The organism is Zhihengliuella sp. (genome assembly GCF_031178195.1).
Lineage (GTDB): Bacteria > Actinomycetota > Actinomycetes > Actinomycetales > Micrococcaceae > Zhihengliuella.
This window is the reverse complement of the sequence record NZ_JAPSJL010000004.1, coordinates 37,221-59,113: the sequence shown is the minus strand read 5'-3', so window position 1 is coordinate 59,113 and position 21,893 is coordinate 37,221. Positions and strand designations below refer to the sequence as shown.

Below are 21,893 nucleotides of genomic sequence, written 5' to 3'. Positions count from 1 at the left end.
GCCCTAGGCCATGGTCGGCGGCGTCGGGATCGTGAGGATCTCGGCGCCGTCGTCCGTGATGGCGACCGTGTGCTCGCTGTGCGCGGTCCGGCAGCCGGTGGCGCTGCGCAGCGTCCAGCCGTCGGGGTCGGTGACGAGCCGGGCCGTGTCCACCATGGCCCAGGGCTCGAGGGCGAGCATCAGTCCGGGCCGGAGCGTGTAGCCCCGGCCGGGGCGGCCGGTGTTCGGCACGTGCGGGTCCTGGTGCATGGTGGAGCCGATGCCGTGGCCGCCGAACTCGGTGTTGACCGGGTAGCCGGCGTCGCCGAGGACCGTGCCGATCGCGTGGGAGATGTCGCCGATCCGGGCTCCGGGCCGCGCGGCCGCGATGCCCGCCTCCAGCGCGCGCTCGGTCGCCTCGATCAGGGCCACGCTCTCCGGCGGTCGCGCCTCCCCCACCAAGAAGCTGATGGCGGAGTCCGCCGCGACCCCGTCCAGCACCACCGCGAGGTCGAGCGTCAGCAGGTCGCCGTCGGCGAGGGCGTAGTCGTGCGGCAGGCCGTGCAGCACGGCGTCGTTCACGGCGGTGCAGACGTAGTGGCCGAACGGCCCCCGGCCGAAGGACGGCTCGTAGTCCACGTAGCAGGAGCGCGCGTCGGCGGCGACGATCATGTCCTTCACCCAGCGGTCGATCTCCAGGAGATTGGTGCCCACCGCCGCCCGGTCCCGCACGGACTGCAGGATGTCGGCGACGAGGCGGCCGGTGACCCGGGCGCGCGCCAGCTCGGCGGGGTTCAGGATCTCGATCACGCAGTGCTCCTCCAACAGGCGGCCTTCGGTCCCCGCCAGCCTATCTTCCCCCGGGATTCCCTCTGCCAGGCTGCCGCTCGGCTCGACGGCTCGCGCAGACCGACGAAAAATACCCCCAGGGGGTACTTGACGGCGATACCCCTGAGGGGTATGTTTGCGGTCATGGAGACGACGAGCCCGCACCCCACCGCACCCCACGGCACGGCCCCGGACACCGGACCTCACGGCTACTCGGCCGACAAGGAGGCGCTGCTCAAGCGGCTGCGCCGCATCGAGGGGCAGGTGCGCGGGATCGCACGCATGGTCGAGGAGGACACGTACTGCATCGACGTCCTCACCCAGGTCGCCGCGGTCAACGCCGCCCTGCACAAGGTGTCGCTGAACCTCGTCGAGGACCACATCGGCCACTGCGTGGTGGGCGCCGCCGAGCGCTCGCAGGCCACCGGCGACCCCAGCATCGTCGACGCGAAGGTCAAGGAGGCCTCCGCGGCCATCGGCCGTCTCCTGCGCTGACCCGCTCCGAACCACCGACACCACCACCCCCGAGGAGAACCCTATGAGCACCACCACCCTCACCGTCGACATCGCCGGCATGACCTGCGGCCACTGCGTCGCCTCCGTGACGGAGGAGATCGAGTCGATCGCCGGCGTCGAGTCCGTCGACATCGACCTCAACGCCGGCGGCGTGTCCACGGCCCGCATCACCTCTGCCCGCGAGCTCACTGAGGCCCAGGTCGGGGAGGCCGTCGCCGAGGCCGGCTACACCCTGGTCAGCAACAACGGCTGACCGCGGGGGCCGGCCGGCGCCGTTCGGGCACCGTCCGGCCACCGCCTCCCCCTCCATCGGGCCGGAGCCCCCGGCTCCGCTCGCACGGTGCGGGCCGGCTCGCCGTCGGTCCGCACCGCTCCACCCCTCCGCTCGTGGATACCCCTCTGCCCATTCGGGAGCCATCATGACCAGCCACCACACCGCCCACGGCAGCCCCGCTGCCGACCACTCCGCGCACGGCGCCGAGACCCGCGTCGTCGAGCTCTCGATCGACGGGATGACCTGCGCCTCCTGCGTACGCCGCGTGGAGCGGAAGCTCGGGAAGCTCGACGGCGTCGAGGCCACCGTCAACCTGCCTCTCGAATCCGCGCGGGTGACCGCCCCCGCCGGCATGAGCACCGACGAGCTCATCCGCGCCGTCGAATCGGCCGGCTACCAGGCCGAGGAGGTCAAGCACGAGCACGGCCACGGCCACCAGCACGAGGACCTCCCCGCCGACGTCCTGCGCACCCGCCTGATCGTCGCGGCCGTCTTCACCATCCCGCTGTTCGTCATCTCCATGGTCCCGGGCGCCCAGTTCCCGCACTGGGGCTGGGTCGCGTTCGCGCTCGCCACCCCGGTGACCCTGTGGTCCGGCTGGCCGTTCCACCGCGCCGCCGCCGTCAACGCCCGGCACGGCGCCTCCACCATGGACACGCTCGTCTCGATCGGCGTGCTCGCCGCCTACCTCTTCTCCGCGTGGCAGCTGATCAGCACGCCGGACCTCACCGCGCACGCCGGCGGCCACATGGCCTCCATGGCGGACCACCAGCTGTACTTCGAGACGGCCGGCGTCGTCGCGACGTTCCTGCTGCTCGGGCGCTGGCTCGAGGCCCGAGCCAAGGCGCGCGCCGGCGACGCCCTGAAGTCCCTGCTCAGCCTGGGCGCCAAGGACGCGACCGTGCTGCGCCCCGGCCCGGACGGGCGCGACCGGGAGGAGCGCATCCCGGCGCAGGACCTCGTCCCCGGCGACGTCCTGGTGGTCCGCCCGGGCGAGAAGATCGCCACCGACGGCGAGGTGCTCGACGGCGCCTCCGCCGTGGACACCTCCCTCCTCACCGGCGAGTCCGTGCCGGTCGAGGTCGCGCCCGGCGACGCCGTCACCGGGGCGACCATCAACACCTCCGGACGCCTGCTCGTGAAGGCCACGCGCGTCGGCAGCGAGACCACGCTGGCGCAGATGGGTCGCCTCGTCTCCCAGGCGCAGACGGGCAAGGCGCCCATCGCCCGACTGGCGGACCGGATCTCGGGCGTCTTCGTCCCGATCGTCCTCGCCATCGCGCTGCTGACCTTCGTGCTGTGGCTGGTCCTGACCGGCGACCTGCAGTCCGCGTTCACGGCCGCGGTCACCGTCCTGGTCATCGCCTGCCCGTGCGCCCTGGGCCTGGCCACCCCGGTGGGCCTGCTCGCCGGCACGGGCCGCGGCGCCCAGCTGGGCCTGCTGATCCGCGGCCCGGAGGTCCTCGAGGACACCCGGCGCGTCGGCACGGTGGTCCTGGACAAGACGGGCACGGTCACCGCCGGCCAGCTCGAGGTCACCGCGGTCCACGCCTTCGCCCACCCCTCGGCGGGCACCACCGCGTCCGACGACGACGCCCGCCGGCAGGTGCTGCGCCTCGCCGGGGCGGCCGAGTCCGGCTCCGAGCACCCCATCGCCCACGCGATCGTCGAGCACGCCCGCGCGACGGCCGGCTCCCTGCCGGACGTCCGCGACTTCGCCTCCTCGGCCGGCGGTGGCGTCCGGGCGAGCGTCGAGGCGACGGCCGTCGTCGTCGGGCAGGCCGCCTGGCTGGCCGAGAACGGCGTCGACGTCCCGGAGGACGTCCGGCGGCGCCTGCGCGCCGCGCAGGACGCCGGCTCGACGGCGATTCTCGTCGGCACCGCCGGGACGGATGCCGGCGCGCCCCGGGTGACCGGGATGCTCGAGCTCCGCGACACCGTCAAGGAGGGCTCCGCCGCGGCGATCGCCCGCCTGAAGGACCTGGGGCTGCGCCCGGTCCTCCTCACCGGCGACAACCCGGGTGTGGCCCGGCAGGTCGCCGCCGAGGTGGGCATCGACCCGGACGACGTCTACGCAGGCGTCCTGCCCTCCGGCAAGGTCGACGTGGTGAAGGAACTCCAGGCCGGCGGCGCGGCGGTCGCGATGGTGGGCGACGGCGTGAACGACGCGCCGGCGCTGGCGACGGCCGACCTCGGCATCGCGATGGGCTCCGGCACCGATGTGGCCATCGAGGCCGCGGACATCACCGTGATGGGCAGCCACCTGGGTCAGGTGGTGCAGGCGATCGAGCTCTCGCGGGCGACCCTGCGGACCATCAAGACCAACCTGTTCTGGGCCTTCGCCTACAACACGCTGGGCATCCCGGTGGCCGCGTTCGGGCTGCTGAACCCGATGATCGCCGGGGCCGCCATGGCCGCGAGCTCCGTCCTGGTGGTCCTGAACAGCCTCCGCCTGCTGCGCTTCGGGCGCCGGGACGGCAACGGCCACGCTGCCCGGGATCACGCCGCGACCGCGGAGGCCGGGGCCGCGGCGGGATCCGCCCACTAGAACGGGCGGCGCGCCAGGGTCAGTCGGCGGAGTCCGGGCGCGGCGGCACGATCGGGATCGGCGCCGTCGCCTCGGGCCCGCTGAGCAGCGGGTCCGGGCCCATCGGCTCGCCGGCGGCCCGGATCCGCCGCAGTTCGTCGGTACGGACCAGCAGCACGCCGCCGACGATGCAGACGCCGCCGAGGATCTGGATGGGGGCCGGGACCTCCGCGAGCAGCAGCCAGGCCCAGAGCACGGCGAACATCACCTCGGTCAGGGCGATGAAGGAGGCCAGCGTGGCGCCGAGCGCGCGGGCCGCGATGATCCCGGAGACGTAGGCCAGCACGGCGGCGATGACGATGAGCCCGGCGAGGGCGACCCACCAGGGCGTCTCGAAGCCGCTGAACTCGACCATCCCGAAGGTGGCCCGCATCGGGATCAGACCCACGGCGCCGAGCCCGAACATGAGGCAGGCGCCCAGGAACAGTCCCCCGGTGGTCAGGACCAGCGGGTGCAGGGTGTCGTTCTGCTGGGCGCTCACCACGAAGTAGACGGCGAGGCCGATCGCCGCGGCGAGCCCCCAGAGGACGCCGGCCGGGTGGACGGACTGGGAGCCGGTCACGTCGAGGACCAGGACGAGGCCGGCGACGGCGAGGAGGACTCCGCCGGCACGCATCAACTGGGGCCGCTGACGCGTGACCGCCCACGAGGCGAGGACGATCAGGACCGGCGCCATGTACTCGAGGAGCAGGGCGACCGAGACGTCCAGGTACTGGACCGCCTGGAAGTAGGCGAACTGGCACACGGCCACGCCGAAGACGCCGAAGAGCACCACCGGCTTCCAGTTGGAGGCGAGCGTGTGCCACTGGCCGCGCAGGACGAACAGGGTCGGGACCAGGAGGATCGCCGCCGCGCCGAGCATGCGGACGCCGACGGCCGCGCCGCTGGACCAGCCGGCGTCGAGCAGCGGCTTGGCGAAGGCCCCGGACGTCGCGAACACGGCCGCGCTCAGCAGGGCCACCCAGACACCCGCCGCCGAAGGCCGGCGCGGCGCCAGGGCCGCACCGCCCGCCGCGCCCCGTTCCGTCGTTCCGGGCGCCGACCCGCTCTGCTGCTCCACAGCTCTCTCCCGTCCCCGAGCCCCCGGCTCGCGCGCTCCCCTCCCGCTGCGCCGAGATGGCACCGAGCGGTCATGGGTGAAATGAATTAGACTCCTGACAGACGATGATACGCGCTCATCCCCGGAGGTTCACAACCGTCATGCACTTTGCCCCTGACACCCTGCTGTCACTGAAGACGGCCGTCCACCTGGTGAACACGGCGGCGGGGCCCGGGGACGACCTGCGGACCATGGCCGACCTGGACCACTTCCTGCAGGAGGAGGACTTCACCGGATCGCGGACGCGGACCGAGGGCGAGCTGCGCGAGGTGCGTCACCTGCGGACGGTGTTCCGCACCCTCTGGACGGCGGAGGAGGACCACGCCGTCGAACTGGTGAACAACATCCTGCGCAACGCGCGTGCCCTCCCGCAGCTCGTCAAGCACGACGGGTGGGACTACCACCTGCACGCGACCACGCCGGAGGCACCGCTGGCCGAGCGCATCGCCGTGGAGATCGCCCTGGCCGTGCTCGACGTGATCCGCAGCGGCGAGCTCGAGCGCCTGCGCGTCTGCGCGGCGCAGGACTGCGAGGCACTGCTGCTGGACGAGTCCCGCAACCGGTCCAAGCGGTTCTGCGACACGGGCAACTGCGCGAACCGCGAGCACGTCCGCGCCTACCGCGAGCGCAAGGCACGGTCCGCCTGACCGGGGCGGCCGCGGGCCATGCGGCCCGTTCCCTGGCTTAGGAGAGCTCGCGACGGAGTTCCGGCCTACCCCATCCCTTGGCGTGAAGTGCCATGCCTGGGCAGTAACAATGCCGACTCGGAACGTCATGCCGGGTCATCTTCCGAGGCGCCTCCCGGGCCGTTGTAACCGACCGACTCCGGGGCGAACCCGCTCCCGACGCGCCGGTAAAGTCCTTCCGTCGCCCGCGCCCCTCTCGCCTCTCCGGCAGCGGCACCGGCACGCCCACCTCTGACACGACGATTCCCGGGAGTCCCCATGAACCCCTCGATCTCTGCCGCCCCGGCAGCGGCGAGCGCCGCCGCGCAGCCTGCCGAGACCGGCCTCCAGCGGTCCCTCGGTCCGCGGCACCTGATCATGATCGCCATGGGCGGGGTGATCGGCTCCGGGCTCTTCGTCAGTTCCGGCTACACGATCTCGCAGGCGGGCCCGCTCGGTGCCGTGATCGCCTACCTCATCGGCGCGTTCGTGGTCTACCTGGTGATGTCCTGCCTCAGCGAGCTCGCCGTCGCCTACCCGGTCTCAGGCGCGTTCCACGTCTACGCCACCCGCTCGATCGGCCCGGGCACGGGCTTCGCGACCGCCTGGCTGTACTGGCTGACCTGGGCCGTCGCGCTCGGCTCGGAGTTCACCGCCGCTGGCCTGCTCATGCAGCGCTGGTTCCCGGCCGTCGACGTCTGGATCTGGTGCCTGGTCTTCGCGGCCCTGCTCTTCGGACTCAACGCGGTCTCGTCGAAGTTCTTCGGCGAGGCCGAGTTCTGGTTCGCCCTGGTCAAGGTCGCCGCGGTGATCGGACTCATCGTCCTCGGCGGCGCGGCGCTCCTCGGCTTCCGCCCGCTGAGCGAGGGCGGCGACCACCCCTTCCTCTTCGAGAACTTCCAGACCACCGCCGGCCTCTTCCCGAACGGTTTCACGGGCGTCCTGATCACCACGCTGGCCGTCTTCTACGCGTTCTCCGGCTCGGAGCTGATCGGCGTCGCCGCGGGCGAGACCAAGGATCCGGCGACCAGCATCCCGAAGGCCATGCGCAGCACCGTGATCCGGCTCCTGATCTTCTTCGTCGGTGCCATCGCCGTCATCGCGGCGACCGTGCCGTACCAGGAGGTCGGCGTGGATGAGAGTCCCTTCGTCACGGTCTTCTCGACCATCGGCATCCCGTGGGCGGCGGACCTGATGAACTTCGTCATCATCACGGCCCTCCTGTCCGCCGGGAACAGCGGCCTGTTCTCCTGCGCCCGCATGCTCTACTCGCTCGCCGACGAGGGCCAGGCCCCCGCCGTCCTGCGCCGGGTCACCCGCCGCGGCATCCCGCTGGTCGCGCTCTCCGTGAGCATGCTCGGCGGGCTGGCGTCGCTGATCAGCAGCGTCATCGCCCCGGAGACGGTCTTCCTGGTCCTGGTCTCGATCTCCGGCTTCGCCGTCGTCGGGGTCTGGATGTCCATCACCGCCTCGCACTTCTTCCACCGGCGGGCCTTCGTCCGCGCCGGCGGCGACATCGCCGATCTGCCGTACCGCTCGCCTTTCTTCCCGGTGGTCCCGATCCTGGCCTTCGCGCTCTGCCTTGTCTCGCTGATCGGCATCGCGTTCGATCCCGAGCAGGTGGCGGCCCTCTACTTCGGCCTCCCGTTCGTCGGCGCGTGCTACGCCTACTATCACTTCAGGCTCCGGCGGACCGTCCGCTCGCGACCGATTCGCTGACCCCGCCCAGAGCCGATCCGCTTCGACTCCGATCCCGCCCCCTGGAGGACCGCATGCCCCGCAGCACCCGCCTGAGCCGCCTCCTCGCCGCCGGCGAGGACCTGGTGGTGGACGGCGCCCTCGCGACCGAGCTGGAACGGCACGGGTGCGATCTCGCGGATCCGCTGTGGTCCGCCAAGGTCCTCCTCGAGCAGCCGCACCTGATCGAGCGGGTCCACCGCGAGTACTTCGAGGCCGGCGCCCGGATCGCCATCACGGCCAGCTACCAGGCGACGCCGCAGGGATTCGCGCAGCGCGGCATCGACCAGGCGACGGCGTTGGAGCTGGTCGCCTCGAGCGTGCACCTGGCCGATGCGGCGCGCACGGCCTACGCGCAAGCGCACGCGGGATCGGCGGAGCTGGTGGTCGCCGGCTCGGTGGGCCCCTACGGCGCCTACCTGGCCGACGGATCGGAGTACCGGGGCGACTACCGGCTGGGCCGCGCCGCGTTCGAGGACTTCCACCGGCCGCGCGTCGAGGCGCTCGTCGCCGCGGGGGCGGACTGCCTCGCCTGCGAGACCCTGCCCTCGGCCGCGGAGGCCGAGGCCCTGCTGGAACTGGTGGCGGAGTACGACGTCGAGGCCTGGTTCTCGTTCACGCTGCGGGACGGCGGGCACCTCAGCGACGGGACGTCGCTGGACGAGGTGGCGGCGCGGTGCGCCGTGGAGCCGCGGGTCGCGGCGATCGGGGTGAACTGCGTGCCGCTGGAGCTGGTGACGCCGGCGCTGACGACGCTGGGCGCGGCGTCGGATCTGCCGCTCATCGCCTATCCGAACTCGGGCGAGGCCTACGATCCCACGACGAAGACCTGGTCTCCTGCGCCGGCGACGACGTCCGCGGGAGCGGAGCTCTCCGGGCCGGCGGACGGGGTCGCCGAGTGGCGGGCGCTCGGTGCCCGACTGATCGGCGGCTGCTGCCGGACGACCCCGCGGGACATCGCGGCGGTGGGCACGGCGATCCACGCCGGCTAAGCCCGCTCCGGGAGCGGTCCCCTGCTTCGGCTCCCGTGCGGGGAGGACGGAGGGCGGCCCCGCGGCACGCTGCCGTGGAGCCGCCCTCCGGACGGGACGCCGTCGGGTCAGTAGCGCGCGGCGACGTCGAGCATGTTGTGCGGGCTGTAGTCCACGTCCGTCACGGCGACGCCCATCTCCGCGTTGCGGGCGTGGGCGATCTGACCGTCGCCGATGTACAGGGCCACGTGGTAGATGCCCTCGGCGGTGCCGTCGTTGGACCAGAAGACGAGATCGCCGACCTGCAGCTGGTCCAGCGAGACGTGCTCGCTGGCCGCGGCGAACTGGTCGCCGGAGGTGCGCGGCGCCTCGATGCCGGCCTCGGCGAGGGCACCCTCCGTGAATCCGGAGCAGTCGTAGCTGTTCGGCCCCGTGCCGCCCCAACCGTAGTGGACGTTCGGATCGTTGGCCTTGTCGACGGCCCACTGGACGGCGTGCTCCCAGGCTCCGCCGACAGACTCGGCGGAAGCGGGCTCGGCGTAGCTCGCCTGCTCGGTGGACTGCTCGGTCGAAGCCGTGTCATGGGCCGAGGCCGGCGCAGGTCCCGCCAGCGTGGCGCCGGCAATGGTCAGGATGCCGGCCGCGCCCAGCGCGAGCGAGCGCATGCGGCGGGGCAGGGCGACGGCGTCCTCGGTCGGCGTGCGGGCGTCATGGAAGAAGTGGGACATGGGATTACCTTGATAGACAGCGGTCGGGCGCTCCGGCCGAGCGGCGCCGAGGTGCTCCGCAGAGGCACCTCGACCCCCCCTCCGTTACCGGAACGTTATCCGACGATACAGGTCCGTTATCAAATCGCAACCCCCGCAAGGTGCCCGGACGAGGGAAGGCCGCCCGCGGGGCGGCCTTCAGCAAGGGCGGATCAGGGGATTCACTCAGGCGCTCGGACCCGCTTCCGCTGCGGTGCCCTGCGGGCGTGAGCCGGGACGGCCCGACTAGTGGCCCTTCTTCTGGCCGTACTCGCCGGTGTGCCTGTCCGAGGCCCTGCGGTCCGGGTGCTTCGACGAACGGTTGACGCCGGAGCCGGTGCCGAAGTCGCTGTCGTTCTCCCGGCCCGCCATGATCATCAGCGAGATGACGACGAGGGAGACGATGAAGGCCACGCCGAAGGCGATGAGCCCGATGTCGATCCGGAGGCCGTTCTCGGTGCCCCCGGCGGCGGCGAACGTGGCGACGACGCCGGCGATCAGGGCCATGACCAGGGAGAAGACCAGGGGTGCCTTGATGCCCTGCTGCCACGGCGCTTTGGGCTTGTTGGCCACGGGAAATGCCTCCAGAGAAAGGGTTGCTGAACGGATCCAGTCTACCGGTCGGCCGCTGCGACTCCACCGCGGCGGCGGGCGTCGAAGAGCAGGCCGAAGCCCGCGATCAGCGTGAAGACGGCCACGACGATCTGGCCTCCGCCGGCGATGCCGAAGATGCCGTGCGCGTCGAGCCCCGGGACGATGAACAGGCCCGCGCCGATGCCGATCTCCACGACGGCGGGGACCAGCCAGTCGCGCGCGGGCCCGAACGTGGTGCGCAGCTTGAACCAGGCCAGAAGCTGCAGCAGGCCGCCGACGATCCACGCCAGTCCGCCGGCCCAGATCAGCCCGCTGGCTGTGCCGAGGAACACGAGCGCGATCGCGCCGATCAGCCATGCGACGACCACGAGCGCCCAGTACCCCTTGGCCGCCGACGGCGTCTCCTCCAGCATGGCCATGCGCCGCACGGCGACGCCGGTGACGACGAGGAAGAGGGCGAAGATCCAGGCCAGCGTCCCGGCGGGCGGGTCCGCCCAGAACACGCTGGTCAGACCGAAGGCCGCGGCGAGCACGCCGCGGTAGAGCGTCGGCTTCCAGTACGCGGCGGCGAGGTCGGCGGAGATGGCGTTGGCAGGCACCCTCCGAGTCTAGGCGCTGCCGCCGAAGCGTCTACGCGGCGCCGACCCGCATCCACGCGTCGTTCCGCACGCGCCAGACGAGCGTGAGCGCGCGGGCGCAGAGATAGCCGATGCCGAAGGCCAGCCACAGCGCGAGGATCGGCTGCGCCACGTCGGCCACCGCGGCGATCGCCAGCAACGGCGCGTAGAGAGCGAACGCCACCAATCCGGCGAGCGCCAGGTAGCGTGCGTCGCCCGCGCCGATCAGGACGCCGTCGAGCACGAAGACCAACCCGCACACCGGCTGCGAGGCGGCGAGGACCCACAGGCCCACGGTGGCGGCGCGGGCGACGTCGTGGTCCTGCGTGAAGAGCCACGGCACCCACGGTGCGGCGACGGCCAGCGCGGCGCCGGTGACGAGCCCGAAGAGGACGCCCCAGCGCATCATGGTGCGGGTGAGCTCGTGCGCGACGTCGGTCCGGCCCGCGCCGAGCTCCTTGCCGATGAGCGCCTGCGCGGCGATCGCGAGCGCGTCCAGCGCGAACGCCAGGAACGTGAAGAGGGTGAAGACCAGCTGGTGCCCGGCCAGCGTGACGGCGCCCTGCGCCGTGGCCACCCAGACGGTGGCGAGGATCGCGACACGCAGGCTGACGGTGCGCAGCATCAGCCACGAGCCCACCTGGGCCATCGCGATCATGCCCGCGGCGTGCGGGTGCAGCCGGACGCCCTCGGCGCGGGCGCGCGGCACCAGCAGCGCCAGGTAGACCGCGGCCATGGCCCACTGGACCACGGAGGTGCCGATGGCGCTGCCGGCCACGGACAGCCCGGCCCCGTAGACGAGCAGCCAGTTCAGGCCGATGTTCGCCCCGAACCCGACCGTCGCGACGAGCAGCGGCGTGCGGGTGTCCTGCAGTCCGCGCAGCACGCCGGTGGCGGCGAGGACCAGGAGCATCGCCGGCAGTCCCGGCATGGACCAGCGGATGTAGTCGACGGCGAAGCCCGCCACGGCGCCCGCGCCGCCCATGGCGGCCACGAGCCCGGGCGCGGTGAGCCACCCGGCCACCGCGAGCACCACGCCGAGCGCCAGGGCGAGCCAGACGCCGTCGCGCCCCGCGGCGAACGCGTCCGGCAGGCGCCCCGCGCCCACGTGCCGGGCGACCGCCGGCGTGGTGGAGTACGCGAGGAAGATCAGGAGTCCGACGCCGGTGCCCACCACGGTGACGCCGAGTCCGGCGCCGGCGAGCTCGGGGACGCCGAGGTGGCCGACGATCGCGGTGTCCGCGGCGAGGAAGAGGGGCTCGGCGATCAGGGCGCCGAGGGCCGGGATCGCGAGGGCGAGGATGGCACGGCCGAGGCCGCGGCGCGGCTGCGTGGCGGGTCGGTAGGCAGTCACCGCACCAGCCTAGCGCTGGAGGTGCGGCCTGCCGCCGCCGGGCTGCCCGCTCAGGGCGACGACGGCCCACGCCGCGGCCGCGAGGGCGAGGGCGCCGACCCCGACGACGACGCCGGGCCAGCCGAGCGGGGCGAAGGCCAGCCCCACGGCCCACCCGAAGAGGCTCGAGCCGCCGTAGTACCCGAGGTTGTAGAGGCTGGTCGCCTGGGCGCGGCCCTGCGGGGCGAAGGCGGAGATCCAGCCGGTGGCCACCGAGTGGGCCACGAAGAACCCGGCCGTCAGCAGGACCATGCCGGCGACGATTCCCGGGAGCCAGGGCACCAGGGTCAGGGCCAGCCCGGCGACCATGACGGCCGTGCCGCCGAGCAGCGTGCGGAGGCGCCCGAACCGCCGGACGGTCCGGCCGGCCCGGCTGGAGGACCACGTGCCCGCGAGGTAGGCGAGGAAGACGAAGGCCGTGAGCTCCGGCGGCACGTTCAGCGGTGCATGCTCCAGGCGGAACCCGAGGTAGTTGTAGACCGCCACGAAGCCGCCCATGAGCAGGAACGCCTGGCCGTAGAGCGCCAGCAGCCGGCGGTCCCGCGCGGCGACGCCCAGCCGCGCGAGGAAGGAGGGACCCCGGTCCCCCGAGGCCCGGGAGACGGGGACGAAGCCGCGCGGGCGCGGCGCGGCGCGCAGGCACACCAGGGTCGCGCCGGCGGCGAGCACGGTGGCGGCCCCGACGCCCAGCCGCCACGAGACCAGCTCGCCGAGGGGCCCGGCCATCAGGCGCCCGGTCAGGCCGCCGACGGTGTTCCCGGCGACGAAGAGCCCGGCCGCCACGGGCACCGCTGCGCGGCTGAGCTCCTCGGAGAGGTACGCCATGGCGGTCGCGGGGACGCCGGCGATGGCGGCGCCCTGCGCGAACCGAGCCACGAGCAGCCACGAGTAGTCGGGGGCCAGGCAGACCCCGGCGCCGATCACCACCGAGGCCGTCAGTGCGGCGAGCAGCGTGGTCCGCCGCCCCAGCCGGTCCGCGACGGCGCTCCAGGGGAGCACGGCGCAGGCCAGCCCCGCCGTGGCGGCGGAGACGCTGAGGGCGGCGCGGGCCTCGGAGACCGCGAACTCCCGGGCCAGCGCAGGAAGCATGCTCTGCGTGGCATACAGCTGGCAGAAGGCGGCGACGCCGGCGGCGAACAGCGCGACGATGACGCGCCGGAAGGCCGGGCTCCCGGGGAGGTGGCCCTCCCAGCCGGGCCCGGAGCCGGAGGGAACCCTGCCGCCGTCTGCCACGCTCACAGCCTATGCCGCCCCGGGCCCCGGCTGGGCCCGTCGGGGCACGCGGGGTAAGGCCGCCGCCGGCGGGGGCAGCTGCGCTCGCTGGCGGAGGCCGGCAGGGCACGGGGGGTGAGGCCTCAAGAGGGGCGGCCCCGGGAGGGGCGGCGGCCGGGACGGTTGGACCCGGGCCACCCCCGGAGGGGATGAAACATCCCGGAGCGCCCGGCGTCGCCGGAGCCTATGCTGAGCAGAAGCACCCCGGCAGGACACGCCACCGCGTCAGAGCACAGGAGCACCATGAGGATCAGCGTCATGCAGGCCACGGCCTCCGTCCCGGGCGGCGGCGTCCCGCTGGAGGCGGCCGTCGCCGAGAACCTGGCGTGCATCGACCGGGCCGCGGGGCAGGCAGCCGCCGAGGGCGCGTCCCTGCTCATCACCCCGGAGCTGTTCACCACCGGCTACTCGCCGGCGACGATCGCGCCGCACCTGACGGACACCGTCGTCCGCCGGATCGACGACGGCGCGGCCGACATCGCGCGCGCCCACGGCCTGCATCTGGTCTACAGCGCGCCCCGGCGCGCCGCGGACGCGTGGGGCATCACGGCCGGCATCGTGGCGCCGTCCGGCGAGCGCCTCGCCACCTACACGAAGGTCCACCTGTTCGGCGGCGAGGAGCAGGAGGTGTTCACCGCCGGCACGGCAGCGCCGCCGGTGGTGCGGATCGACGGGCTGAACGTGGGCCTGCTGATCTGCTACGACGTCGAGTTCCCCGAGTCCGTGCGCGCCTCCGCCGAGGCGGGGGCGGACCTGATCGCCGTCCCGACCGCGCTGACGGCGGAGTTCACGGAGGTGCAGGACATCCTCCTGCCGGCGCGGGCGCTCGAGTCCCAGGTGGCGATCGCGTACGCCAACCACGCCGGGCCGGCACCGTCGCTCGAGGGCCCGATCCAGCTCGGCGGCGGCAGCCTCGTCGTGGGGCCCACGGGGACGCTCGTGGCGAGCGCGGCCCGGCACGAGGCCGGGCCGTCCGAGCTCACGCTCATCACGGCGGAGGTCTCCGCCGAGGACGCTGCGGCCGCCCGCGCGCGCGTCCCGTACCTGCGCGAGCGCCGCCCGGTCGTCTACCGGGAGTGGGCCGCGGACCGCTGACGCTGCGCCGGCCCCGGTCGCCCCCGCCCCCTCGCGAACGGCCGGACTGCGACTGCCGGGCTCGGACCGGACCGTTCAGGCCTCCTCGGCGAGGTCCAGCGTGGGAGTGCGCCGCCGGAACCCCCGGGTCAGCCACGCCAGGTAGACCACGCCCAGGGCCATCCAGACGAGGCCCACGACGAGGGTCCGCGGAGACAAGCTGGTCCAGAGCCAGACCGTCAGGGCGAAGCCGACCCCCGGGAGTACGAGGTACGCCGCGAGGTCACGTCCGCTCCGCCTCCCCTCGTCCACGACGTAGTGCTTGATCACCGAGAGGTTGACCGCCGAGAAGGCGATGAGGGCGCCGAAGCTGATCATCTCCGCCAGCAGCCCCAGGCTGATGAAGACAGCGGCGCACGAGACCGCCGAGACGCAGAGGATCGCCGGGACCGGCGAGTTGAACCGGGCCGAGAGCCGGCCGAAGACCGAGCGGGGCAGCACTCCGTCGCGCCCCATCGCATAGAGGATCCGCGCCACGGCGGCCTGCGACGTGAGCGCGGACCCCAGGGCCCCGGCGACGTAGGCGGCCGTGAAGAACACGGCCAGGAACTGACCGCCGGCCGCCGCCATGACGTCGAGCGCCGCGGAGTCGACGTCCGTGAACTCGTTGGACGGGAACACGAGCTGGGCGAGGTAGGACAGCCCGATGAACGTGGCACCGGCGACGAGTGTGGTGAAGAGGATGGCCCGCGGCACCGACCGCCGCGCGTCCCGGGCCTCCTCCGCCATCGTGGAGACGGAGTCGAAGCCGAGGAAGGACAGGCAGAGCACCGCCGCGCCCGCGAACAGCGCGCCCGGACCCTCCACGGAGCCGTCCCCGGCCAGCGGGGCCACCGGGTCGACGACGCCGGCCCCGGAGACGGCGGCCGCTCCGAGGACGACGAACGCGGCGATGAAGACGACCTGGACCGCGATGATCAGGGCGTTGGTCCGCGCGATCGAGACGATGCCGACCACGTTGAGGACGGTGACCAGGGCGATCGCGGCCAGCACGAACACCCACGCCGGCACGGCGGGGAGCGCGGCGTTGAGGTAGAGGCCGATGACGAGGTAGTTGATCATCGGCAGGAAGAGGTAGTCGAGCAGCAGCGACCAGCCGGCGAGAAAGCCGGGTGCGGCACCGAAGCTCTGCTGCGTGTACGTGTACGCGGACCCGGCGACCGGGTACGCCCGCACCATCCGGGCATAGGAGTTCGCCGTGAAGACCATCGCGGCCAGGGTCACGAGGTAGGCGGCGGGCACGCGCCCGCCCGTCGTCTCCGTCACGATCCCGTAGGTCGTGAAGACGGTCAGCGGAACCATGTAGACCAGGCCGAACAACACCAGGGACGGCGTCCCCAGCACCCGGAGCAGCCGGGGCTCCCCGCGTCCGGCGACGGCTCCGAGGCGGACTGCTGTTGATTCGTGCGACATGTCGAGACCTTTCCGAGGAGGTGCAGGAGGCGCCCCGGGGCGTCAGTGGGTGGCCGTCCGGACCTCGGCGGGCCGGCCGGCCAGATAGGTCTCGCGGACCTCGAGCCGGGCGATGTCCGGTGCGCTGACGGCCCGCGGGTCCGCGGACAGCCAGACGAGGTCGGCGCTCGCGCCCGGCTCGATCCGCCCCCACGGCGCGTCGGACGCATCCGCGAACGCCTGGAAGGCCACGGCCCGGGTGTAGGCGTCGAGCGCGACGCCGACGTCGAGGATCTCGTGCGGCGTCCAGCCGCCGGCCGGGTCGCCGGCTTCCGTGGTCCGCGAGACGGCCACCGAGATCCCCTCGAGCGGCGCCCCGGACGAGACCGGCCAGTCGGACCCGAAGGACAGCGTCGCCCCGGTCCGCAGCAGCGACCGCAGGGCGTACTGGCGTTCGGAGCGCTCCGTGCCCAGCCGCGGCACGGTCAGCACCGTCATGAGCGCGTCGAGCTGCGCCCACAGCGGCTGCATGCAGGCGATCACGCCGAGCTCGGCGAAGCGCGCCATGTCGGCGGCGTCGACGAGCTGGGCGTGGGCGATGACGGGGCGGCGGTCCCGCGGCCCGTTGGCGGCGACCGCGTGCTCGATCGCGTCGAGCGCCTGCCGGACGGCGGCGTCGCCGATCGCGTGGATGTGGATCTGGAACCCGTGCGCGTCGACCCGGCGGACGGCGTCGTCCAGCGCCGCCGGGTCCCAGACCCGCAGTCCGTGGTCGTGGAGGCCGGAGCAGTACGGCTCGAGCAGCGCACCGGTCTGGTTCTCCACCACTCCGTCCGCGAAGAACTTCACGGTGTTCGCCGTCAGCCGGGGGTTCCCGGCGTCGGCGACGGCACGCCGCGAGCGGAGCATGACGGGGAGCTGCTCGTCGAACCGCCGCGGATCGGCGTACAGCGCCAGGTTCAGGCGCAGCCGCAGCGCGTCGCGGCGGGCGAGTTCGAGGTACGCCTCGACGTCGTCGGGCTCGACCCACGCGTCCTGCACCCAGGTGACGCCGCGGGCCAGGTAGTAGTCCGCGGCCCGGTCGATCGCGGCCGCGCGCTCCCCGAGGGCCCGGGGCGGCACGACGGCGGTGACGAGCTCGACGGCGCCCCACTCGCGCAGCGTGCCCAGGGGGCTGCCGTCCGGCCGGCGGGGGATCTCGCCGAGCTCGGGCTCGGGCGTGGCGGCGGTGATGCCGGCGAGCTCCAGGGCCCGCGTGTTGCACCAGGCCGTGTGGTAGTCGTTGGCGCGAAGCATCACGGGCCGGTCGGCGACCGCCGCATCGAGCCAGCGGGCGTCGAAGAGCCCCTCCGGCGCGAGGCTGCCCTCGTAGGAGGCGCCCGTGATCCATTCGGCGTCGGGGTGCTCGGCGGCGTACCGGCGGACCTCGGCGACGACCTCCTCGACGGACCCGCAGCCCGCCACGGCCGGGCCGACGTCCTCCAGTCCCCCGAACTGCGGATGCGCGTGCCCGTCCCCGAAGGCCGGCAGGAGGAACCCGTTCCCGAGGTCCTCGCGCCGGTCCGCCTCGTGCGCCCGCTCGCGCGCCTCGGCGCCGACGGCGGCGATCCGCCCGTCGAGGACCAGGAGCGCGTCGGCCTCCCCGTGCTCGGGGCCCAGCCAGACCGTGCCGCCGTCGAAATAGATGCTCCCAGCCACTCGCGCTCCCTCGCACTCGTCCGTACTCGCCCCGTCCGCGCGGAACCTCCGCCGCATCTCGTCGGGCGTATCCCGTCGGATGCATTCCGTCCGAAACCCGGTACGAACAGTGTTCGTACCGGGTGATTGGTAGGGTACGCCCAGGCGGAGGGGCTGACAAGCGATTTCTGTGACCCAGCCCACACCCTTGAGATCGGAGCAGCATGCACCTGAGTCGCCCGGCCCTCGTCGCGGCCGCGCTCGAACTGCTCGACGAGCAGGGCGAGGACGCCCTGTCCATGCGGAACCTCGCGGCCCGCGTCGACCGTCGCGTGTCCTCCCTCTACAACCACGTCAGCGGGCGCCCGCAGCTGGTGGAGCTGATCCGCGCGGAGATCGTCGCGTCCATCGACACGTCCGCCTTCGCCGCCGTGCCGTGGGACGCGGCGCTCGAGCGGTGGGCCCGGTCCTACGCCGCAGCGTTCGGCGCGCATCCGGCGTGCATCCGCCTGCTGGCCACCACGCCCATCCGCGACGAGACCACCTACCGCATGTACGAGCAGGTGGTGGACGGCCTCGTCCGCGGCGGCTGGCCCCCCGGCGAGGCGGTCGCGGCCATGCGCACGGTCGAGGCGTTCGTCCTGGGCGCCGCCCTGGACCTGGTCGCCCCGCCGGACCTGCTGACCGCGGACGCCCTCCCGGCGGACCTGCCCGCGATCCGTCGCGCCCTCGCACCCGGGAACGCGGCGGCGTCGAGCGCCGCGGCCGCCTTCGAGCTCGGCCTGACGGCCCTCCTGGCGGGACTGCGCGACCGCCTGCGGCGCCCGGAGTCCTGACCGCGGACCCCGGGGCGCCGCGGGCTGCCCGGAGGTGCCCCACCGCGGCGATCGAGCGCTCGCCTCAGCTGGTGCGCGTCAGGTACGACGACGGCCGGTACCGCAGCGCGATCAGCAGCTCGGCCCGCGTCTGCGCGTCGTCGAGGTCCCGGCCGATCAGCTCCCCGAGCTGGGCGATCTGGCGGCGCACGCTGTTGCGGTGCAGCCCGGTCGCCTTGGCCGTGGCGTCCCAGCCGCCGTGCGCGCCGAGCCAGGCCTCCAGGACGTCGAGGAGTCCGGCGGCCCGGTCGGCCTCCAGCTCCGCGAGCGGGGAGAACGCCTCCGCGAACAGCAGCTCGCCGGCCTGCCGCCCCAGCAGACCGGGCACGGAGACGGGGTCGCCGGAGGCCCGCAGCGTCCGGCCGGCCTCCATGGCCTGGTGCCGGAGCGCGCTGAGCCGCCGGTGCGTCTCCGGCAGCTCGGCGACCGGCACCGCCTCGGAGATCACCAGGCGCCACCCGAGGGCCTCCACCTCGTTGACCAGGGACCGGTCCACGGCCAGCCGGGTGACAGCCGTGAAGCCGGTCTCCGTCAGCTCCACCAGCTTCGTGTCGAAGACCCGCCGCCAGCGCAGGACCGCGCTGGCGACGTCGATCCGCGCCGAGGGCCGGGAACCGCGACCGGGCGCGGGCTGGGACGGCGTCGGACGCCCCTCCACCGGGAACCCCTGGACCACGCGCAGCGGGGCGCCCACCGGTGCGGCCGCGCTCTGGGCCGCGAGTGCGGCGACCCCCTCGCCGCCGCGGGTCTCCGCGTCGGTCCGGAGCAGCAGGCCGGTGGCCAGTTGGCTCGGCGCCAAGGCGCCCTCGGTGCGCTGGCGCAGCAGCGCCTCCAGCAGTCCGACGGCGGTGCCCACCACGGACTGCTCCGCCGCCTCGAGCGGCTGCACGGCCCCCAGCACGAGCGCCCCGAGCGTGCCGTCGCGGGCGCTGCGCAGAGGATGCGCGGCGATCCACCCCGCCCCGGCCGGTTCCAGCTGGCGCGTCTCCACCCGCGGCCCGCGGCCGGCGAAGAGCGCATCGAGGACCTCGTCCAGGACCTCCTGGCCGGGGACCCCGGCCTGGGACCGGGAGGACACGGCCCGGGCGCGGGCCCTGCGGTTCGCCCCGACGACGAGCGCCCAGCCGGGCACTGTCAGCGTGAGCGCCTTGAGCAGCTCCGCCTCCGGCCGGGGTGCCAGGGCGGCGCGCATGAGGTGCCGGTTCCCCTCGGCCATCCGCCGCATCACGCGCACGTTCTCCGCCTCCAGCAGCCGTGAGAACTCGAGGCCCAGGGCCGCGAAGGGGATCTCCGAGGGGACCTCCACCAGCGTGAGCCGGTGCCGGCGGCACGCCGCGGCCAGCGCGTCGGGGACGTGCTCGAAGTAGGGCTGGAGGCCGAACACCAGGGCTGAGACCTGGGCCCCCACGAGCCGGGCCACGTAGCGGTCCACCGCCTCCGGCGCTCCGCCGGCGCCCTCGAAGGGGAGCCCGGCCGTCATCACCACCTCGCCCTCGAGGAGGTACGGCGTCGGGTCCTCCAGCTCGCTCGGCTCGACCCAGCGCACGGCGGCGGGAGCACCCCCGTCGGCCCCGGCGTCGTACACCCGGCGGCTGCCCGGCGGCAGGGCCGCCAGGAAGCGCTCGAGGGGCACGGTGGCCAGGCCGCCGATGTCCGGTTGTGGTGCAGAATGACTCATACTGGAGAACTCTAGGACGATTCCGCCCATTTTGTTAGTCAGCTCACATGGCACGCTGGTGGGCGACCGGCCGAGGAATCCGCGCAGCGGACCCGCACCCCCGCCAGAACAGGACTCACTATGATCGACACTCACGCGTCAACGCTGCCGCGGGAGCCGTTGGCCCAGCAGCTCAAGCGCCGCAAGCCCATCGAGCAGATGGTCGCCGCTGCCGGCACCGACGGCTCCGCGGGCGGCGGACGGCTCAAGCGCTCCCTGGGCGTGTGGCAGCTGACCATGATCAGCGTCGGCGCCACGCTCGGCACCGGCATCTTCGTGGTGCTCGGCTCCTCCGTGCCGATGGCCGGCCCCGCCGTCTGGATCTCCTTCCTGATCGCCGGCCTGGCCGCGCTGCTCTCCGCCGTCTCCTACGCCGAGATGGCCGGCGCGGTCCCCGTCTCCGGCTCCAGCTACTCCTACACCTACGCGACCATGGGCGAGGGCCTGGCCTGGGTCTGCGGCTGGTGCCTGGTCCTCGAGTACGGAGTCTCGGTGGCGGCCGTCGCGGTCGGCTCGGCCGAGTACGTCAACGAGACGCTGCGGATCTTCGGGCTCGGCCTGCCCGTGGAGCTCTCCGCGCCTCCGGGCGGGGCGGACGGCTCCCTGATCAACCTGCCGGCCATCGTCCTGGTCCTGCTCGCCATGCTCCTGCTGATCCGCGGCGTCAACGAGGCCGCGTGGGTCAACACGGTCATGGTGGTCATCAAGATCGCCGTCCTCCTGCTCTTCGTCGGCATCGCCTTCACCGCGTTCCAGGCCGCGCACTACGAGACCCTGATGCCGATGGGCGTCGCCGGCATGTCTGCCGCGGCCTCGCGCCTGTTCTTCTCCTACATCGGCTTCGACGCCGCGTCCACGGCCGGCGAGGAGGCCAAGAACCCGCAGCGGGACCTGCCCCGGGCCATCATCGCCTCCATGGTCATCGTCACCGCCCTGTACATCCTGGTGGCCGTCGCCGCCGTCGGCGCCCGCGAGTGGAACTGGTTCGACGGCACGGAGGCCGCGCTGCTGGTCATCCTGCAGGAGATCACCGGGGCCAAATGGATCTCGCTGATCTTCGCCATCGGCGCGGTCGTCGCCATCGCCTCCGTGGTCCTGACCGTGCTCTACGGCCAGACCCGCATCCTGATGACCATGGCCCGCGACGGCCTGGTCCCCCGGATCCTGGGCCGCGTCGACCGCCGCACCGGGACTCCCGCCGCCGGCACGCTGATCTGCGGCGTGGTCATCGCCGTCATCGCCGGCCTGATCCCGCTGGGACAGCTCGCGGACGCCACCAGCATCGGCACCCTGTTCGCCTTCATGCTGGTGAACCTGTCCGTGATCTACCTGCGGCGCAGTCGCCCGGACATGGAGCGCACCTTCCGGGTTCCGTTCTTCCCGGTGGTCCCGCTGCTCGGCGCCGCGATGTGCGTCTACCTGATGGTGAACCTCGGCCTGACCACCTGGTGGGTCTTCCTCGCCTGGATGGTCGTCGGCGCGCTCGTCTACCTCGGCTACGGCCGCCGGCACTCCCAGGCCAGCCTCGCCGCCCGGACCGAGGCGGACCAGCACGGCGCCGACGCCTGACCACCGCGGCCGACCACGACGGCCGACCACCACGGCCGTTCCCGGCGCCCGGCGCCCGGCGCCCGGCCCCGCGCCCCGAACCCGCGGCGCGCGGCGCGCCGGGGCCGCCGGATCGGCCCGCCCCGCACGCTCTTTCGAACACCCGCGCCCCGCGGCGCGCCCCACCGCTAAGGAACACCGCTGAGATGACCACAGCCTCCACGTCACCGTCCACGGCCACCGCCCACGGCGGGCTGAGCACGGACCTCCCC

Annotated in this window: 19 protein-coding genes; 9 read left to right on the top strand and 10 right to left on the bottom strand. The window is 73.5% G+C overall.

From position 1 onward, the window contains the following. Positions 1-3: 3 nt before the first annotated feature. Entirely contained in the window at positions 4-789 is a 786-nt protein-coding gene (map, locus tag RIN46_RS07610) for a type I methionyl aminopeptidase (protein WP_309081527.1), read from the bottom strand. A 162-nt stretch (positions 790-951) separates the two neighbouring features. On the opposite strand from map, the gene RIN46_RS07605 reads away from it, so the two are divergent. The 3 genes from RIN46_RS07605 to RIN46_RS07595 all read left to right on the top strand — a co-directional run bounded on the left by RIN46_RS07605 (position 952) and on the right by RIN46_RS07595 (position 4,145). Then, the gene (locus RIN46_RS07605) at positions 952-1,302 is read left to right on the top strand and encodes a metal-sensitive transcriptional regulator (RefSeq protein ID WP_309081526.1); all 351 of its coding nucleotides are present in this window, start codon (positions 952-954) and stop codon (positions 1,300-1,302) included. Positions 1,303-1,345: 43 nt separating this feature from the next. Beyond that, entirely contained in the window at positions 1,346-1,576 is a 231-nt protein-coding gene (locus RIN46_RS07600) for a heavy-metal-associated domain-containing protein (RefSeq protein ID WP_309081525.1), read from the top strand. Between the two features lie 166 nt (positions 1,577-1,742). Next, positions 1,743-4,145 (top strand): heavy metal translocating P-type ATPase, encoded by a 2,403-nt coding sequence (locus RIN46_RS07595; RefSeq protein WP_309081524.1) that lies wholly within the window; start codon positions 1,743-1,745, stop codon positions 4,143-4,145. Between the two features lie 19 nt (positions 4,146-4,164). Here the strand turns inward: RIN46_RS07595 and RIN46_RS07590 are convergent, their stop codons facing one another. Continuing rightward, positions 4,165-5,244, bottom strand: coding sequence for a DMT family transporter (locus RIN46_RS07590; protein WP_309081523.1), 1,080 nt, complete (start codon positions 5,242-5,244; stop codon positions 4,165-4,167). A gap of 140 nt (positions 5,245-5,384) precedes the next feature. Between RIN46_RS07590 and RIN46_RS07585 the strand changes: the two genes are divergently transcribed. The 3 genes from RIN46_RS07585 (at position 5,385) to mmuM (ending at position 8,677) form a co-directional block, all read left to right on the top strand. Continuing rightward, positions 5,385-5,930 (top strand): CGNR zinc finger domain-containing protein, encoded by a 546-nt coding sequence (locus RIN46_RS07585; protein WP_309081522.1) that lies wholly within the window; start codon positions 5,385-5,387, stop codon positions 5,928-5,930. A 297-nt stretch (positions 5,931-6,227) separates the two neighbouring features. Beyond that, entirely contained in the window at positions 6,228-7,667 is a 1,440-nt protein-coding gene (locus RIN46_RS07580) for an amino acid permease (RefSeq protein WP_309081521.1), read from the top strand. A 53-nt stretch (positions 7,668-7,720) separates the two neighbouring features. Beyond that, a complete protein-coding gene (gene mmuM, locus RIN46_RS07575; protein ID WP_309081520.1) occupies positions 7,721-8,677 on the top strand; it encodes a homocysteine S-methyltransferase in 957 nt (318 codons plus the stop codon). A 107-nt stretch (positions 8,678-8,784) separates the two neighbouring features. Here the strand turns inward: mmuM and RIN46_RS07570 are convergent, their stop codons facing one another. The 5 genes from RIN46_RS07570 to RIN46_RS07550 form a co-directional block, all read right to left on the bottom strand. Then, a complete protein-coding gene (locus tag RIN46_RS07570; protein ID WP_309081519.1) occupies positions 8,785-9,384 on the bottom strand; it encodes an NlpC/P60 family protein in 600 nt (199 codons plus the stop codon). Between the two features lie 264 nt (positions 9,385-9,648). Then, positions 9,649-9,975: a hypothetical protein gene (locus tag RIN46_RS07565; protein ID WP_309081518.1), complete on the bottom strand. Its 327-nt coding sequence runs from the start codon at positions 9,973-9,975 to the stop codon at positions 9,649-9,651. Between the two features lie 41 nt (positions 9,976-10,016). Next, the gene (locus RIN46_RS07560; protein ID WP_309081517.1) at positions 10,017-10,595 is read right to left on the bottom strand and encodes a hypothetical protein; all 579 of its coding nucleotides are present in this window, start codon (positions 10,593-10,595) and stop codon (positions 10,017-10,019) included. Between the two features lie 31 nt (positions 10,596-10,626). Further along, entirely contained in the window at positions 10,627-11,967 is a 1,341-nt protein-coding gene (locus RIN46_RS07555; protein ID WP_309081516.1) for an MATE family efflux transporter, read from the bottom strand. Between the two features lie 9 nt (positions 11,968-11,976). After that, a complete protein-coding gene (locus RIN46_RS07550; RefSeq protein WP_309081515.1) occupies positions 11,977-13,239 on the bottom strand; it encodes an MFS transporter in 1,263 nt (420 codons plus the stop codon). Positions 13,240-13,521: 282 nt separating this feature from the next. Here RIN46_RS07550 and RIN46_RS07545 point away from each other — a divergent pair, with 282 nt between their 5' ends. Then, the gene (locus RIN46_RS07545; protein WP_309081514.1) at positions 13,522-14,373 is read left to right on the top strand and encodes a nitrilase-related carbon-nitrogen hydrolase; all 852 of its coding nucleotides are present in this window, start codon (positions 13,522-13,524) and stop codon (positions 14,371-14,373) included. A 75-nt stretch (positions 14,374-14,448) separates the two neighbouring features. On the opposite strand, the gene RIN46_RS07540 is transcribed toward RIN46_RS07545, so the two are convergent. Both RIN46_RS07540 and RIN46_RS07535 read right to left on the bottom strand, forming a co-directional pair. Beyond that, a complete protein-coding gene (locus RIN46_RS07540) occupies positions 14,449-15,825 on the bottom strand; it encodes an amino acid permease (RefSeq protein ID WP_309081513.1) in 1,377 nt (458 codons plus the stop codon). 42 nt (positions 15,826-15,867) lie between these two features. Next, entirely contained in the window at positions 15,868-17,502 is a 1,635-nt protein-coding gene (locus tag RIN46_RS07535; protein WP_309081512.1) for an amidohydrolase, read from the bottom strand. A gap of 203 nt (positions 17,503-17,705) precedes the next feature. Here RIN46_RS07535 and RIN46_RS07530 point away from each other — a divergent pair, with 203 nt between their 5' ends. Beyond that, complete coding sequence (locus RIN46_RS07530; RefSeq protein ID WP_309081511.1) at positions 17,706-18,317, top strand: TetR/AcrR family transcriptional regulator C-terminal domain-containing protein; 612 nt, start codon at positions 17,706-17,708, stop codon at positions 18,315-18,317. Between the two features lie 64 nt (positions 18,318-18,381). On the opposite strand, the gene RIN46_RS07525 is transcribed toward RIN46_RS07530, so the two are convergent. After that, complete coding sequence (locus tag RIN46_RS07525) at positions 18,382-20,034, bottom strand: PucR family transcriptional regulator (protein ID WP_309081510.1); 1,653 nt, start codon at positions 20,032-20,034, stop codon at positions 18,382-18,384. A 120-nt stretch (positions 20,035-20,154) separates the two neighbouring features. Between RIN46_RS07525 and RIN46_RS07520 the strand changes: the two genes are divergently transcribed. Continuing rightward, positions 20,155-21,642 (top strand): amino acid permease, encoded by a 1,488-nt coding sequence (locus RIN46_RS07520; RefSeq protein WP_309081509.1) that lies wholly within the window; start codon positions 20,155-20,157, stop codon positions 21,640-21,642. The last annotated feature ends 251 nt before the right edge of the window (positions 21,643-21,893 follow it).